The sequence below is a fragment of the Streptomyces sp. NPDC001914 genome (assembly GCF_042891215.1).
Taxonomy (GTDB): domain Bacteria; phylum Actinomycetota; class Actinomycetes; order Streptomycetales; family Streptomycetaceae; genus Streptomyces.
On the sequence record NZ_JBIASW010000001.1, the window covers coordinates 190983 to 206230 of the forward strand.

Consider the following 15248-nt stretch of genomic DNA (forward strand, 5'->3'; position numbering starts at 1 on the left):
GAGTCGACGCGGCGTCAGCCGCCCCGGCCCTGTCGCCGAGCAGCGCGCAAGCCGACGTAGCGAGCGGGGAGAAGCCGGTTGAGGCCTACTTCACGTCGACGTAGTCGCCTGTGGCGGTTGCGCTGCCTGTGGTGGTCGTACCGGCGAACGAGTACCGGTAGGTGCCGTCGACCGAGGCCGTGACGGTGGTCTTGAGCGTGCCCGAGGTGCCGGACGTGATGGTCTTGACGGTCTTGTAGGCGGTGGCACCCTTGGCCTTGAACTGGAGGGCGACCGGCTGGCTCGTGTAGCCCGTGTAGGTCGCGTCCTTGTAGCTGTACCAAGTGGCGCGGGTCAGGCTGCCGGTGACGGTGAGGGTCCTGCCCTTGACGACCGGCTCCGGGCCGGCGTTCACGGTGAGCTTGGCGGCACGCTTGATCTGCGCGGAGGCCAGGGGCCCCCACATGTCGTCGGCGTAGTTCAGGCTCACATGACCGTCGGAGTCGTCGTTGTCCGAGTCGGTGCGCCCGTAGTAGCCGGCGGCGTGCCAAGTAGTGGCGTCCGCGGCCTCGAACAGGAAGTACGGATCGACCAGGATGGTCTCCTCGCACGACTCGGTCACCATGGTGGCGGTCGAGCCGGTGACGGTGCAGGTCGGGGCCTCGTCGTTCCCGACCACGTTCTCGCTCCTGGCGAGCGAACCCCGGTACAGGAGGATGCCGGCGGCCTTCGTCTTGTTGTCGAGCACGACATCGGCGGGGTGGGTCAGTGTGTACGTGACCGGGACCTTCACCGTGTTGCTGATGCCGACGACGATCGCCTTGCCGCCGTTGACGACCACCTTCGAGAAAGTGAAGTCCGGCGTGGCGGCCGAAGCGGTCGGCGTGGCCAGGACGGACAGGGCCAGGCTGCCGGAGGCGATGGCGCCTATGGCGATCTTGCGCATGGATTTCCCATCTTCGGAGCGGGCCCCGGAGCGTTGCGCTCCAGAACGAGGGCCCGTCGTGAAGGGGACAGTAGGCGATCGCGAAATGTGGAGAGGATGCGACCCCTCGTGAAGGACGTTCAGGTGGCGTCGTATCCGGCGGCCCCACGAGAATCGCCGCTGCGGCGCGTCACGACTGCGTCACGAACTCTGTTCTGGCTGGTCAAAGGACTTACAGTCGCTGCTTCCTGGATCTTCGGTCCACTTGCCCGAACAGCCGGGTCCGGCAGACGAGCAAGCGGAAGACCAGGACGCCGCCTTCATCGGGCTGTGCCAAATCGTGGAGGGAGGGAGAGGGCGGATGACACTGCTTCGGGGGTGGGCGGCGGTGGCGCTGCTCTGCGTGATCGCTCCTTCTGCGGCGGGCTGTACGTCGTCGGCGGAAGCGGCGAGGACGAAGGTCTCCGCGCCGGCCTCTCGCCCCGTGTCCTCCTGTCGGTCGGGGCACATCCACTGGGCCATGGCACAGAACGAGAGACGGCTCACCGAGGTGTCCCCGGTGATGACGATCCACGAGGGCGACACGCGGGAGATCGAGTACCCCTCCGTGCACGTTCGCACGGTGAGGGCCCGTATGGAGACCGCTGCGCAAGGTCTCTCCACCCGACGCGTCATCGCCTCGCTCGCCGATCACCTCTCCCTCGCCCCCGGGATGCTGGCCATGCCGGGACAGACGACCGCCGACCGCAAGCGGGACACCATCAAGTCCGGCACCCTGGGAGCGCCCGGCCGCTTCGTCCAGGCCGACGGCGTCACGGTCACCGAGGCGAGTTTCACCGTCACCTGCCCCGGCCGTGCCACGGATGTCTACGGCAGCGTGACAACCTGGTCCGGCGGCAGCACCGGCTTCCTCCGATGCGGCGTGGACCCCGGCAAGGAGCCCTGGATCGAAGAGGCCTACCGATTGACCTGCGGCCCGCTCGACCGCTGAGAGCCCCCTGACCAGCGTGAGGCGCAGGCCCACGACCGACGGAACGGGTCAAGTCGACCCGAAGCAGGTGTCGAAGTCTCTGTCCTTAGTGGCCCGTGTCCATACCTGGCGTACTGGCCCCTTGTACGCAGACTGACGGCGGGAGTCCCTGCCGGCGATCGGCGAACGTCCGCCTGACCCGAGGGGCGCGAGTCCGGAGGTGTTTGGTCGTGGGTTCAGAACAGGATGCCGCGCAGGGGTCTGCTCGACGATTGCGAACTCGTCCCCAGGGCGCCTTGCCGGTGGAGTCTGCCCGTCGCCGTACCACGGCATACGTGTACGGAAACGTGACCGTCCTCGGGGCGGTGGCGTCCGTCGGGACCGAACACACGCTCAACGGGCGTGCCGCGATCCTTGTCCTGGTCACCGCCGCTTCAACGTTCGTGGCGCATGTGCTCGCCGAGTTGGTCGGTCAGAGCATCGAGGCCCCGGCCCGACCGCAGGCACACGCGGTACGCAGGGACGTACGTGACGCGTGGCCGATTGCCACATCAGGGACGCCGTCGGCACTTCTCCTGGCGTTCGGCGCATGGGGAGTGCTGTCATCGGCGACGGCCCAGCTGCTCGCGGCGTCCGTCATCCTGGTGCGACTGGCCCTGACGGGCTGGATCGTCGAATGGCTCAGCGGCCGCAGAGCTTCTGTCGCCGCACTGTGGGGCGGATTCGTGCTGGCCGCGATCGGTGCCGCCATCGCGGCGGTGAAGGTGGCGGTGAGCCACTGAGGGGTGGTCGACGACCCGAGCCGCTGGGCCCGCTGCCCCCTTTCCCGGTGTCGCCGGGACCGCCGCCCCCTTTCCCGGCGTCGCGCACCCGCGCGACAATTCAGCCCCGTTCCACAGACACATGGGGGTTTGTCGTGGGCAGGTACGGTGGGCTGAAGGGCTGGACCGCGTACTTCAGCGCGGTCGGTCTCGCGAAACGCGAACGGACCGGGGACGCCCGTCGGCTCTACCTCCGCGCGGCCGAGGCGGGCAACGTCAACGCGCAGTACAACCTGGCGCTGCTCCACTTCGAAGCCGGTGAGCTCGACGAGGCGACCGTCTGGTTCCGGCGTGCCGCCGACGCCGGGGACGTCGGAGCCGTGCACGGACTCGCCCGGTGCCTCATGGACAGCGGGGATCCTGACCGGGTGGAGGAGGCGCTGGCGTGCTACCGCAAGGCGGCCGACCTCGGCCGGGTCGATTCGCGGTACAACCTCGGACTGCACTTCAAGGTGGCAGGCAATGAGGAGGAGGCCGAGCGGCACTTCGAGAAGGCGGCCGCCGCCGGACACCGTGACGCCGCGGTCCACCTCGCAGGCATCCGGATCGAACGTGGTGACCACCCCGAGGCAGAGGCGCTCCTGGAGCGGGAGGCGGCCGAGGACCACCCCGGCGCACTGGACATCCTGGGCCACCTGGCCGAGAGGCGCGGCGACCTCAGCCGGGCCGGCACGCTCTACGAACGCTCGTACCGAGCCGGTTTCGTCGGCGCGGCGGTGAACCGGGGCCTGTTGTACCAGGCGGCGAGGGACACCCCCATGGCAGAAATCTGGTTCGGCCATGCGGCCAGATCGGGCGACGTCGAAGGCATGTACGCGTTGGGGGTGAACCTCGCCAAGCGCAAGCGGAGGGGCGAGGCCATGCACTGGCTCGCCAAGGCGGCCGGCCTGGGCCACCCGGAGGCGGAACACGTGTGGCAGATCACCGCCGCCCGCCACCGGCAGTCTCTCTCCGCCCACAAGCCGCAAGACTCCGCCGACGAAGGGCAACGGAACTCCGGGAACGAGCCACCACCCCGGACGTGATCCCGGACCGGGCTGGCTTGCTCTTCGCGGGTGTTGGGACGGCGGAGCGGACGGAGGAGATGACTTCTTCGTCGCTTTGGGGCTCCGCTCGCATGCGTCCCTTTGCGACGCTGCCCGAGCTGGGGTTCCGCATCGCCCTTTGGACGGTGGACAGCGCACTTCGCCAACCGGTCCCAGGTACATCTCATCCAAAGGTGCGGAAGGCGGGGAAGAGAAGACGCACGCTCCAACGGCGGGCGTGCGTTCAGGGCGAGGAGACGACATGAGCCGGTCCACCGGTCGCGAGATCGAGTCCGTCTGGGACTATCCACGGCCTCCCGCCGTTGTACAGGACGACCGCCCGGTCCGGGTGGAATGCGGTGGCCGCACGGTCGCCGAGACGCGAAGCGCCTTGCGGGTACTGGAGACCAGTCACCCACCGACGTTCTACATCCCACCGGGCGATGTCTGTACCGATCTGCTGTTCCCGACCGACGGAACCTCCTGGTGCGAATGGAAGGGCAGCGCACGCTACTGGGACCTGATCATCGGCGACGAGGTGCGCAGTCGTGCCGCCTGGAGCTACCCCGGCCCCAATCCGGCTTACACGGCCCTCAAGGACCACTTCGCCTTCTACGCGAGCAGCGTCGACCGCTGCATCGTCGGCGACGAAGAGGTCCAGGCCCAGGACGGAGACTTCTACGGCGGCTGGATCACCCCAGACGTAAAGGGCCCCTTCAAGGGAGCACCCGGCACACGTGGATGGTAGGAGCTGCGCTGGTCCGCTCCTCGCCGGGGCACCATCCGGTTGCTCCTCGTGAAGCGCACCGCCGAAGCCTTTAGCCTGCGGGTTCGGCGCACGGCGTCGGAGTAATCCTTTGCCGGGAAGGGACTCCTTGTGCTGACACTGATCCCATGGCCAAGGCAACGAGGGAACCTCTACCCGGCGGCGGTGTCGTCCTGGCCGTACCCGACGGCCTGTCAGGTCCGCCTCCGCTGCGCTTCGAGCGGGTTACGGACCGCGAGTGGGTCCTCCGGCAGGGGGAACGGCCCCTGCTCAAGGCCCGGTCGGAGGGCGACGGTTGCTGCCGCGACCTCCACCTGCGTCGCCTGTGCGGCCACCGCTCCCCCCTGCCGCCTCTGACCGCCGCGGCGATGCGGAACGGGGCAAACTGGCCGCACCGATACGCGCAGTGGCTGGAGGAGACGGGACTGGGCCCTCTGGACCACGGGCGCTGGCTGCTGACTTCGCGCTCCACGTTCGCTCCGGGTATCTGGGACGGTGACCTCGTTGAGGACTGGCCGGAGGCCACCCTCGAACTGCTCTGCGGGGGTGGCTGGCACGGTGTCTTGCCGCTGCGTCCGCTGTCGGCTCCGGATGCCTCGCGCGTGAAGGCGTACCGCAAGCACGCCCGGGAGGGCACCCTCGCCCCGGTCCTGCTGTGGTGGGTGTCCTTTCTGGACGGCTGGCTGCTCCTCGACGGTCATGACCGGGCCGCTGCCGCGCTGGCCGAGGGCATGCAACCAGCCTGCGTGGAAGTGGTGCGCGTAGCGGACGACACCGTATGGCGGGCGACCGCCGAGAAGATCGCCGAGGCGCACGAGGAACACGTGGCGCGACTGGCCGAACGCCCCGCGGGCCCTCACACAGCACGTGAACGGCAGATGCTGGACCGGGGATACGCAGACGCGATCTCCACCTTGGCGTACGACGCGACCGCCACTGCCATGTATGAACACCCCAGCGACTGACCACGCCGTACTGTGCGCTCCTGGCGCCAAGGGGCGGAATGGGCCCGTCGCACACTGTGCGTGCGGCGAGGGCGGTGAACTCCAGAGGGGCCCGAGTCACAACAAAGTGACCGTGCCCGTCGCGGCGGTCCCTTCGTCGGTCCTCACGACGAAGCGCGAGGCGCAGCCATCGGCCGCCACCTCTACGGACGCCCCTCGGCTCGGCACCGGCGCGTCGATTCGTACGCCGATGCCGACCACGGCGGACGGCAAGGCTCCCCGATAGAGCAGCGTCGCCTGCCTTCCCGCTTCCATGAGCGCGAGTGCCGGCAACTGGGCGGGGCGGCCCGGGAGGAGCACGGGGTGCTCAGGGTCGCAGGGGGCGATCACGAGCCGTCCCTGTGCTCCACGCGCGATCAGAACGTCCGGTTCGGCCGACGCGCCGACGGCGGCCGGGGCGGGGCGCAGGAGGCCCGGATGCGATGCCGGGGCCGGCTCCGGTCCGGGGCGTGAGGGGCGGGCCAGCGTCATGCCGCAGGTCCCGAAGTACGTGCCCGCGGCGAAGAACTCGGCGGTCAGGCGGTACGCGACGACAGTACCCACTCGTACGACGAGATCGCTGATCGTGACGTGCACCAGCACGTGCGACGCGGTGCCGCGCTCGATCGGTTGTGTTCTCGGGTCCACGCCGAGGTTCACCGAGACGGGCTGGAGCCGGTCGGCGTCTGCGCTCCGGAGGTTCGACAGCTCCAGGGCGGCGGCGAGCTGACGGGTCGACTCGGCCATGAGCAGGGGATGATGCGTCACCGCGAGCGCGCGTTCGTTCAACGCGTGCCATCGAGGCCACTGGCACACCGCTTCGTAGGAGCGGCTTCCGCGTCGGCTCAGCGATGCGACGAGCATCGCCGACATGGACGGCAGCCCCAGCTCGTCCCATGTCGGCGGCATGCCCGGTTCGATGTGCCGCTTGGCCGGAACATCCTGGATATCGCTGTCGAGCAGTTCCGTCACCGAGCTCGTCTCCATGGCCGATCAGCGCTCGGCCTCCGCGGCGTCGTTCTCCTCGTAGTTGGCCAGCGCCAGCCCGAGGGCGAAGAAGGTGGGTGCCCATTCCCCCACGAAGATGCCCCAGCGGTCGGCCCGCTCCAGGTTCTCCTGCTTGTTGGAGGCCAGCCAGGAGACGAGCGAGAGGCCGATGGAGGCGAAGGCCGCGGCGTAGGCGTGTTCACTCTCGACGCCCGCATCGTGCAGCTTCTTGACGATCATTGCTTCTCCTCTTGCCACGGATCGGCGCACCTTTTGGGGTGCTTCATGCATCTATTTCCAGCTCTGTGGCCTCTCCGGATGCTCAAGGGAACCGCGCGTTCTCAGCGGCGGGGCCCGGCCGCGTCCCGAAGGAGCGGGCGCGCCGTCCGCGCGAGTTGCCCGTGACGGGCCCACTGCCGCATCCGGGGATCGATCACCTGCGGAAAAGAGAGACGAGTCACCCAATGGCCTCGGGTCTGTCCGGGGCACGGGAGGTATGGCATGCCCATCCGTCGCAAGGGAGTCCTGGTTCCCGGCGCAACGGGAACCCTCGGCGCCGCTCTGGCTCTGCGGCTGCACGAGCAGGGAGTCGCCGTGGCCGTCGCGGGCCGCGACCGCGCGGGCCTCGCCCGTGTGTCCCGGGCTTGCGGAGACGCCCCCGCCCGCGCTTTCGACGCGTACGACCTCGAACAGTGCGCGCGCACGGTGACCTGGGCCGCCGGCGAACTCGGCGGCCTGGACGGAGTCGTCGTCTGCGTCGGCAGCACCGCCTTCGGACCGGCCGAGTCGGTCGGCGACGCCGTGGCCGAGCACCTGTTCACCGTCAACGCGCTGGCCCCCATGGCGTTCCTGCGAGCCGCCCTTCCCGTCGTCGACCCGGGCGGAGTGATCGCGGCGATCACGGGCGTGGTCGTCGACTCGCCCCAGGCCGGAATGGCCGACTACTCCGCGTCGAAGGCGGGACTCTCCACCTGGCTTCGAGCGGTCCGGCGCGAGCAGCGGAGGTCCGGGGTCACGGTGCTGGAGATCCGGCTGCCCCATGTGGAGACGGGTTTCGCCGGCCGAGCCGTTCTCGGAACACCTCCCGCGCTGCCGGCGGGGCTGCCCGTCGCCGAGGCGGTGGACGCCATCGTCGCCGGACTCTCGGCCCGTGCCCGTCTGGTGAAGCCGGGCCGTGACGCCCCGCTCGACATCGAGCGATAGGCGGTCGGCCGAGGAGGAACCGTGCCCGATCCCGGACCGCCCCGTCCCCACCACCGGACCCGGACCCCGCACCCCGTGGAGCCCGTCACCCCTCGCGCCCCGCGGGAGGTGCGGCGGATGCTGTTCCGGCAGAACTGGCGCGACCTGGTGTTCCTGCACTGGCCTGCGGATCCGTTCCAGGTGGCCGGGCTTCTGCCGCCCGGCACGGTCCCCGACCTGCACAACGGCCGTACGTACGTCGGCCTGGTCTTCTTCCGCATGCGCGATCTCTCCTTGGGCGGCACCCCGGCGATCCCCTATTTCGGATCCTTCGACGAGGTCAACGTCCGCCTCTACAGCCGGGACGCACTGGGGCGCCGCGGAGTGGTGTTCCGCTCACTGGAATGCGACCGGCTGGTGCCCGTCCTGCTCGCCGACGCGTCCTTCCGGCTCCCTTACCGGTGGTCCCGCATCCAGAGCCGGTGGTTCGACAACCGCCTGCTGTACCGGACCAGCCGCCGCGGATCATCGAACGCGGGGGCTCGCGTATGGCTCGCCGTGGACACCGCCCCTGCGACTCCGGACCCCGTCGAGGAGTTCCTCACGAACCGCTGGGGCCTGCACGGACACGCGTTCGGACACTCCTACTACCTTCCCAACACCCACCCCGAGTGGTCCTTCCGCCGCTGCTCCCTCCTCGGCTGGGACGACTCACTCATCGCGGCCGCGGGCCTGTCCCGGCCGGAGGAGGCCCCGGCCAGCGTGCTGTACGCGCCCGGTGTGCCCGTGCGGTTCGGGACACCGGTGGCGCTGCCCGGCACCTGACGCGTCCGCGCCCGAGTCCGTCACGCGATGCGCGGTAGCGGAAAGTACAGATCCTCGGCAGATTCGCATGGATTTTCCACTCGATCGGCGTGAGGCAGACACGAACGACGAGACCGGCCGCCCTTTTGATCCCCATCGGACACGCTCGGTACTCAGGTTGCATGAACGTAATAGGTGATACATCTAGCGTTCCATCGCGTCGATCTGCAACTTCCCTGTCGTGGAGCTGGCGGTGAACCGTCAGCAGAGATCCTTCGAGAGGTTCGACCGCGATGAATGCTCGTCCGACCCGCCGCACGGCGGCCGCCGCCGCCGCTGCCGCCACGGCCCTTGCGCTGCTCTCCGCCTGTGGAAACGACAACACCACTCCCGCCGCCGCGGCCAAGGTCTCGGTGGCCGGGGTGCAGATCAAGAAGGACGATGCGCTGCACGACGCGTTGCCCGACGCGATCAAGAAGGCCGGCACGGTCAAGGTCGCCACCGATGTGCCCTACCCGCCCTTCGAGATGTTCGTGAAGGAGGGCTCCGGCGAGCTGACCGGCCTCGACTACGACCTCGGCCAGGCGCTGGGGGCCAAGCTGGGCGTGCGGTTCGTGTTCACCCCGCAGAAGTTCGACGGAATCGTCCCGGCCATCCAGGCCGGCAAGTTCGACGCGGCGATGTCGGCGATCACGGACAAGAAGGAGCGGCAGCGGGTCGTCGACTTCGTCGACTACTCCCAGTCCGGCTCGGGCATCCTGGTCGCCGACGGCAACCCGGAAAAGATCGGCACCCTGGACGACCTGTGCGGACACAAGGTCGCCGTGCAGAGTGCGACCAATCAGCTCGACCTGCTGAAGTCCCACCAGTCGGTGTGCGAGAAGGCGGGCGGGGAACAGATAGCCATCCAGGCCTTCCCGAAGGACTCCGACGCCCAACTCGCCCTGCGTGCGGGCAAGGTGGCCGCTCAGGTACTGACCAAGCCCGCGGCCGGCTTGACGGCCAAGAAGGCCGACGACGGGGCGGCGTTCGACCTCGTCGACGATCCCACGGCTCCCGGCGGGTACAACGCCTCGCCCAACGGCATCGCCGTGACCAAGAAGCTGCCGGAACTCACCGCCGCGATCCAGAAGGCCCTGCAGGCCCTGATCGACGACGGCACCCTCACCAAGATCTACACCAAGTACGGCGTGGCCTCCATCGCCGTCAAGGAAGCCACCAAGAACGCGGCGGTGGACTAGTGGTGACGGACACCAAGGCCGGCGTGGGCACCGTCCGCAACGACGAGCCACGTACGCAGGATCTCGAAGTCGTCCCGGTCCGCAACTACGGCCGGTGGCTGGCCGCGGCCGCCTCGCTCCTGGCACTGGCCGGTCTCGTCGGCTCGCTCGCCAAGAACCGCAACCTGCACTGGGACATCATCGGTGACTACCTGTTCGCCCCCCTGATCTTCGACGGCCTCACCACCACGCTCTGGCTCACCACCGCGGCCATGGCCCTCGGTCTCGGCCTCGGAACACTGATCGCGGTCATGCGGCTGTCCAGCAGCCCCGTCCTGTACGGGCTGGCCACGCTCTTCGTCTGGATCTTCCGCGGCACTCCCCTGCTCGTACAGATCATCTTCTGGGGTTACGCCGCGGCCCTGTACCAGTATGTGAAGATCGGCATTCCCTTCACCGATGTCACCTTCTTCCAGGCCGAGACGAACGCCCTGCTCACCCCCGCCGTCGCGGCGCTGCTCGCGCTCGGCCTCAACGAAGCCGCCTACGCCTCGGAGATCGTGCGGGCCGGCATCCAGTCCGTCGACATCGGCCAGGCCGAAGCGGCGCACTCGCTCGGCATGCGTCCGGCGCTCACGATGCGGCGGATCGTTCTTCCCCAGGCCATGCGCGTCATCATCCCGCCCATGGGCAACGAGACGATCAACATGCTGAAGATGACCGCGCTCGTCTCGGTGATCTCCGCCCACGACCTGATGTCCAACATCCAGGACGTCTACGCACAGAACTACCAGGTCATTCCCCTGCTGGTCGTCGCCAGCATCTGGTACCTCGCCCTGGTGACGCTGCTGAGCGTTCCCCAGGCCTGGCTGGAACGCCGCTACGGCCGCGGGACCGCTCGCGCCGGAGACGTCTCCGTCATGAACCGGATGTTCGGCACCGCCGCGGGGCTGCTCCGCAAGGCGAACAAGGAGGCGGGCCGATGAACGCCCCCATGGTGCGCGCCGAAGGCGTACGCAAGCGCTTCGGGAAGCTCGATGTGCTCAAGGGCATCGATCTCACGGTCGGACGAGGGCAGGTGTGCTGCTTGCTGGGGCCCTCGGGCTCGGGCAAGTCGACCTTCCTGCGCTGTATCAACCACCTCGAGAAGGTCGACGGCGGAAAGCTGACCGTCGACGGAGAGCTGGTCGGATACCGCCAGCAGGGCACGAAGCTCTACGAACTGCGCGAGCGGGAGGTCGCCGAGCGGCGCCGGAACATCGGCATGGTCTTCCAGCGCTTCAACCTCTTCCCCCACATGACCGCCTGGGAGAACGTCGCCGAGGCGCCGGTGAAGGTCTCCAAGATCTCCAAGACCGAAGCACGCGAGCGGGCGCAGCAGTTGCTGGAGCGCGTCGGTCTGGGTGACCGGGCCGCCAACTACCCCTCCCAGCTCTCCGGCGGACAGCAACAGCGCGTCGCCATCGCCCGGGCTCTGGCCATGAATCCGCAGCTGATGCTCTTCGACGAGCCGACCTCCGCGCTCGACCCCGAGCTCGTCGGCGATGTGCTCGACGTGATGCGGCAGTTGGCGGCCGACGGAATGACCCTGGTCGTCGTCACCCATGAGATCGGCTTCGCCCGCGAGGTGGGCGACACCGCGGTCTTCATGGACGACGGCGTCGTGGTGGAAGTCGGCGATCCACGCACCGTGCTCGTCGCACCGGAGCAGGAGCGTACGCGCGCGTTCCTGTCGAAGGTCCTGTGAGCGCCCCGCCGTGCCGGCGGCCCCGTGTCGCCGATCTGCTGTCATCCGCTCGCACGCACCAGCCCCGGTATCTGGCCGACCTGTCCGAACTCGTGGCCATCGACTCCGGCTCCTACAGTCTCGAAGGCGTCAACGAAGTCGCCGACTGGGTGCAGGACCGCCTGAACCGGCTCGCCTTCACCGTCGAGCGCGTCCAACTGCCCAGCGCCCATGGCCGCCCGGTCGGGGACGCCCTCGTCGCCCGGAAGCAGGGCCGGTTGCCCGAAGCGCGGGGTGGACGCAGGATTCTGCTCGCCGCGCACATGGACACCGTCTTCGACGACGGCACCGCGGCCGAGCGTCCGTTTCGTCTGGACGGACTCATCGCGCACGGCCCCGGCGTGAGCGACGACAAGGGGGGCCTCCTGGCCGGGCTGCTCGCCCTGGAGATCCTGGGCGAGGAGGAGGTCGAGGAGTATGCCGAGCTCGTCTTCCTCGCGACCCCGGACGAGGAGATCGGATCCCCTTCCAGCCGCAAGATCTCTGAAGACGCCGCCCGTGGCACGCACTACGGTCTGGGTCTGGAATGCGCACGGGAGAACGGCGACCTGGTCATCGCCCGCAAGGGCGTCGCCGACTTCCGCCTGACCGTCACCGGCCGGGCCGCCCACGCCGGCATCGAACCCGAACGAGGCGCCAACGCCGCGCTCGCGGCAGCCCACCTCGTGGTGGCACTCCAGGCCCTCAATGGCCGCTGGGACGGCGTCACCGTCAACGTCGGTGTCGTACGGGCGGGAACCCGCGCCAACATCGTCTGCCCCACGGCCGAACTCCTCGTCGAGGTACGAGCCGCCACCAGCGCCGACGTGCGACGCGTGAAGGCAGCCATCCAGGAAGCGGCGGACCGCCCCGAAGTACCCGGCACGACCATCACGCTGGAACAACTCGACCTGTGCCCGCCCATGGAGGACACGGCCGGCTCACGACGCATGCTCGCCGCGGCGCAGGCCGCGGCGGCCTCCCTGGGCTTCGCACTGGGCGCCACCACCACCGGCGGAGTCGGCGACGCCAATCTCATCGCCGGCACGGGTGTACCCGTGTTGGACGGTCTGGGACCCGTCGGAGGTTCCGATCACACCCCGCAGGAATGGCTGGACACAGCCAGTGTTCCCCAGCGGGTCGCCCTGCTGGCCGCACTGATCGCCTCGCTCGGCAGCCAGACCGGCACGTCCTGACCGAGCACCGCGCACCGCGCACCGACCACCGACCACCGACCACCGACCACCGTTCACCGCGCACCATTCACCGCCCAGGCCGGTACGCACAGCGACGACCACCTGGGCACCGTTCCGTCCGAGGCTGGCTCCCTCAGTCGTCGGCAGGACCGAACACCCGCCTCCTGCCGACGGACTCCCCTCCCCGCATCCTTCGACACCACCCCACGGAGGCACCATGCGTATTCCACCCGGAACCGGGCGCCGCGCGATCCTCGCCGGCACCACGCTCCTCGTCCTCGCGTGCACCACGGCCCCGAGTGCCCATGCCGGCCATCGCGCCTCCCCGCCGCACCGCGGCTCTCTCGTCCTCGTCGGCGGCGCCCTGAAGGAGGACAACACCCAGGTCTACGGCGAAATCTTTCGGCGCGCCGGCGGAAGCGACGCCCGCATCGGCGTCATCACCGCCGCCTCGATCCCCCAGAGCCAGGACCCCGACGCGGGCGACCCGGACCGGTGCAGCAACTCGGCCTGCAACGGCGACTACTACTCCTCCCTGTTCACGAAGCACGGAGCAGCGGACGCCCAGTGGATCCCCGTGGACCTCGACCACATCGACAACGCGGACTCCGACGCCGTCGTCGCCCAGGTGAACTCGATGACCGGGTTCTTCTTCGGAGGCGGCGACCAGGCCCGCTACCTCACCACCCTGCTGCACGGCGCCGCCCACACCGATTCCAAGGTCCTGGCCGCGATCCGCGCCAAACTCGCCCAGGGCGCCGTCGTCGCGGGCTCCTCGGCCGGCGCCCAGATCGCCTCCGGCCCCGACATGGTCAGCGGCGGCGACTCCTACCAAGCCCTGCGCGACGGCAGCACGCCCGGCTACTTCGAGGACCCCACTCGACTCGGCTACTTCCCGGACGGAGGGTTCGGCTTCCTGCGCACCGGCCTCGTCGACACGCACACCGGCACCTCCGGCCGCGAGGGCCGCGCCCTGCGGCTCGCCGCGGACACCGGCCACGACCGCGTCTACACCCTGGACGAGAACACGGCCCTGATCGTCGACCGCCCCGGCACCGACGGCGAGGCCCTGAGCGTCCTGGGCCCCGCCGGCGTCGGAGTCCTCGACCTGCGTGACGCCCGCACCCGTACCACCACGGCCGGCTGGAACCTCGACAGGGCCGGCTACACGTACCTCACCGACGGCGACCGCTACGACGCCCGTCACTGGACTGCCCTGCCGGCCCGTACGAAGCATCGCCTGACCCCCACCGACGCCCCCGTGCCCGCCAACTCCGACGTCTTCTACTCCGCCGCCAACCCCGCGGGCGTCCCGTACTCCTTCCGCTCCACCGCCCGCGCCCTCGCCTCGACCCGCGTACAGCGGACCGCGACGGCCTCCACGTACGAGGCCGGGCCGCGCTTCACCGTCACCTTCGCCAAGAAGTCCCGCTTCACCGCGTGGAGCGGCGACGGCACACAGGCGCAGACGCTCATCGACATGGACATCGCCGTCGCTTCGCGATGACCGCCCCCTGACCCGGCACGTCAGCAGCGTGGGGCCGGCCCGCAGACGACGCACGGCCGACCCCACCCCTGGCCCGCCCGGGCACTAGGCTCGACAACCGTGCAGCGCATTGTGGGAAAGGAACCCGACATGGCCCCCGGCACCCTCGCCGACGACATCCGCCAGAAGCTGGGCATCCTGAGTCCCGCCGAGCGCAAAGTCGCCCGCGTCCTGCTGGCCGCCTACCCCTCCAGCGGTTTCGAGACCATCGCCACCCTCGCCGAACGCGCCGCTGTCAGTGCCCCCACCGTCCTGCGCTTCGTCAATCGCCTCGGCTACAGCGGATTCCCCGACTTCCAGGCGGCCTTGCGCGCCGAACTCAACGACCGCAACGCCTCTCCGCTCTCCCTGTACGCGGCCGCCGACGACGCCGATGCCGCGGACTCGGCCGCCGGTCTCATGGCCCGCAGCAGCACGCTGTTCACCACCGCCGTCGCACAGACGCTGGCCGAGACCCCGGCCCACGACCTCGAACACGCCATCACCCTGCTGTCCGACCGCAAACGCCGCATCACCCTGGTGGGCGGTCGCTTCACCCACCTGCTGGCCCAGTACCTCGGCCTGCACCTGATGCAACTGCGCGACGACGTACGCTTCTTGCCCGAACGTGACGTCGAGCGGGCCGCCGCGCTCTCGGCGCTCACCCGCCGGGACGTTCTCGTGATCTTCGACTACCGCCGCTACGAACACGACAAGCTCGCCTTCGCGCAGCTCACCCGGGAACGCGGCGGAAAGGTCGTCGTGTTCACCGACACCTGGCTCTCACCCGCCGCGTCCCACGCGGAAGTCGTCCTGCCCAGCCATGTCGACGCCCCCTCGCCGTACGACAGCCTGGTGCCCACCCTCGCGGTCATCGAGACCGTCGTCGCCGGCCTCATCACCGCGCTCGGAAGCGATGCGCACGAACACATGAAGCACAACGAGGACACGGCACGCCGCATCGGCCTGGTCTGATCACACGCCCGCATAAAAGTGCACCCGCCGGCATGTTGTTGCCGTCCACGGCTGTGATCTTTCGTTCCGTGGGACCGGGGTTGCGCCCGTACCAGGGGCGCGGATCATGGGTTGGAGAGGGAGGG

Annotated in this window: 16 protein-coding genes; 13 read left to right on the forward strand and 3 right to left on the reverse strand. The window is 69.3% G+C overall.

What is annotated here, in order from left to right; all coding sequences use genetic code 11:
• Positions 1 to 85: 85 nt before the first annotated feature.
• Complete coding sequence (locus ACFYYF_RS00925; protein WP_388769902.1) at positions 86 to 925, reverse strand: hypothetical protein; 840 nt, start codon at positions 923 to 925, stop codon at positions 86 to 88.
• A gap of 499 nt (positions 926 to 1424) precedes the next feature.
• On the opposite strand from ACFYYF_RS00925, the gene ACFYYF_RS00930 reads away from it, so the two are divergent.
• From ACFYYF_RS00930 to ACFYYF_RS00950, 5 genes are all read left to right on the forward strand, one after another.
• A complete protein-coding gene (locus tag ACFYYF_RS00930) occupies positions 1425 to 1895 on the forward strand; it encodes a hypothetical protein (RefSeq protein WP_388769904.1) in 471 nt (156 codons plus the stop codon).
• A gap of 314 nt (positions 1896 to 2209) precedes the next feature.
• Positions 2210 to 2656: a hypothetical protein gene (locus ACFYYF_RS00935; RefSeq protein ID WP_388769906.1), complete on the forward strand. Its 447-nt coding sequence runs from the start codon at positions 2210 to 2212 to the stop codon at positions 2654 to 2656.
• A 134-nt stretch (positions 2657 to 2790) separates the two neighbouring features.
• Complete coding sequence (locus ACFYYF_RS00940) at positions 2791 to 3720, forward strand: tetratricopeptide repeat protein (RefSeq protein WP_388769908.1); 930 nt, start codon at positions 2791 to 2793, stop codon at positions 3718 to 3720.
• 262 nt (positions 3721 to 3982) lie between these two features.
• Positions 3983 to 4468, forward strand: coding sequence for a DUF427 domain-containing protein (locus ACFYYF_RS00945; protein ID WP_388769909.1), 486 nt, complete (start codon positions 3983 to 3985; stop codon positions 4466 to 4468).
• Between the two features lie 146 nt (positions 4469 to 4614).
• Positions 4615 to 5451, forward strand: coding sequence for a hypothetical protein (locus tag ACFYYF_RS00950; protein ID WP_388769911.1), 837 nt, complete (start codon positions 4615 to 4617; stop codon positions 5449 to 5451).
• Between the two features lie 96 nt (positions 5452 to 5547).
• Here ACFYYF_RS00950 and ACFYYF_RS00955 read toward each other — a convergent pair whose 3' ends face one another.
• On the reverse strand, positions 5548 to 6441 hold the full coding sequence (locus ACFYYF_RS00955; protein ID WP_388769913.1) for a hypothetical protein: 894 nt from the start codon (positions 6439 to 6441) through the stop codon (positions 5548 to 5550).
• 21 nt (positions 6442 to 6462) lie between these two features.
• Complete coding sequence (locus ACFYYF_RS00960; protein ID WP_388769915.1) at positions 6463 to 6696, reverse strand: hypothetical protein; 234 nt, start codon at positions 6694 to 6696, stop codon at positions 6463 to 6465.
• A gap of 261 nt (positions 6697 to 6957) precedes the next feature.
• Here ACFYYF_RS00960 and ACFYYF_RS00965 point away from each other — a divergent pair, with 261 nt between their 5' ends.
• The 8 genes from ACFYYF_RS00965 (at position 6958) to ACFYYF_RS01000 (ending at position 15123) form a co-directional block, all read left to right on the forward strand.
• Positions 6958 to 7659 (forward strand): SDR family NAD(P)-dependent oxidoreductase, encoded by a 702-nt coding sequence (locus ACFYYF_RS00965; protein ID WP_388769918.1) that lies wholly within the window; start codon positions 6958 to 6960, stop codon positions 7657 to 7659.
• Positions 7660 to 7776: 117 nt separating this feature from the next.
• Positions 7777 to 8463: a YqjF family protein gene (locus ACFYYF_RS00970; RefSeq protein ID WP_388769921.1), complete on the forward strand. Its 687-nt coding sequence runs from the start codon at positions 7777 to 7779 to the stop codon at positions 8461 to 8463.
• 272 nt (positions 8464 to 8735) lie between these two features.
• A complete protein-coding gene (locus ACFYYF_RS00975; protein WP_388769924.1) occupies positions 8736 to 9683 on the forward strand; it encodes an ABC transporter substrate-binding protein in 948 nt (315 codons plus the stop codon).
• A 2-nt stretch (positions 9684 to 9685) separates the two neighbouring features.
• A complete protein-coding gene (locus tag ACFYYF_RS00980; protein WP_388769926.1) occupies positions 9686 to 10648 on the forward strand; it encodes an amino acid ABC transporter permease in 963 nt (320 codons plus the stop codon).
• Positions 10645 to 11409: an amino acid ABC transporter ATP-binding protein gene (locus ACFYYF_RS00985; RefSeq protein WP_388769929.1), complete on the forward strand. Its 765-nt coding sequence runs from the start codon at positions 10645 to 10647 to the stop codon at positions 11407 to 11409. The genes ACFYYF_RS00980 and ACFYYF_RS00985 overlap by 4 nt, the downstream gene beginning before the upstream one ends.
• The gene (locus ACFYYF_RS00990) at positions 11406 to 12623 is read left to right on the forward strand and encodes a M20/M25/M40 family metallo-hydrolase (protein WP_388769931.1); all 1218 of its coding nucleotides are present in this window, start codon (positions 11406 to 11408) and stop codon (positions 12621 to 12623) included. Before ACFYYF_RS00985 ends, ACFYYF_RS00990 begins: the two co-directional genes overlap by 4 nt.
• A 217-nt stretch (positions 12624 to 12840) precedes the next feature.
• Complete coding sequence (locus tag ACFYYF_RS00995) at positions 12841 to 14130, forward strand: cyanophycinase (protein WP_388769934.1); 1290 nt, start codon at positions 12841 to 12843, stop codon at positions 14128 to 14130.
• Positions 14131 to 14259: 129 nt separating this feature from the next.
• Positions 14260 to 15123: a MurR/RpiR family transcriptional regulator gene (locus tag ACFYYF_RS01000; RefSeq protein WP_388769937.1), complete on the forward strand. Its 864-nt coding sequence runs from the start codon at positions 14260 to 14262 to the stop codon at positions 15121 to 15123.
• The last annotated feature ends 125 nt before the right edge of the window (positions 15124 to 15248 follow it).

Coding starts and splice junctions, on each gene's coding strand:
- ACFYYF_RS00925 (WP_388769902.1), bottom strand. CDS start 925: ATGCGCAAGATCGCCATAGGCGCCATCGCCTCCGGCAGCCTGGCCCTG.
- ACFYYF_RS00930 (WP_388769904.1), top strand. CDS start 1,425: ATGGCACAGAACGAGAGACGGCTCACCGAGGTGTCCCCGGTGATGACG.
- ACFYYF_RS00945 (WP_388769909.1), top strand. CDS start 3,983: ATGAGCCGGTCCACCGGTCGCGAGATCGAGTCCGTCTGGGACTATCCA.
- ACFYYF_RS00950 (WP_388769911.1), top strand. CDS start 4,615: ATGGCCAAGGCAACGAGGGAACCTCTACCCGGCGGCGGTGTCGTCCTG.
- ACFYYF_RS00960 (WP_388769915.1), bottom strand. CDS start 6,696: ATGATCGTCAAGAAGCTGCACGATGCGGGCGTCGAGAGTGAACACGCC.
- ACFYYF_RS00965 (WP_388769918.1), top strand. CDS start 6,958: ATGCCCATCCGTCGCAAGGGAGTCCTGGTTCCCGGCGCAACGGGAACC.
- ACFYYF_RS00970 (WP_388769921.1), top strand. CDS start 7,777: ATGCTGTTCCGGCAGAACTGGCGCGACCTGGTGTTCCTGCACTGGCCT.
- ACFYYF_RS00975 (WP_388769924.1), top strand. CDS start 8,736: ATGAATGCTCGTCCGACCCGCCGCACGGCGGCCGCCGCCGCCGCTGCC.
- ACFYYF_RS00985 (WP_388769929.1), top strand. CDS start 10,645: ATGAACGCCCCCATGGTGCGCGCCGAAGGCGTACGCAAGCGCTTCGGG.
- ACFYYF_RS00995 (WP_388769934.1), top strand. CDS start 12,841: ATGCGTATTCCACCCGGAACCGGGCGCCGCGCGATCCTCGCCGGCACC.
- ACFYYF_RS01000 (WP_388769937.1), top strand. CDS start 14,260: ATGGCCCCCGGCACCCTCGCCGACGACATCCGCCAGAAGCTGGGCATC.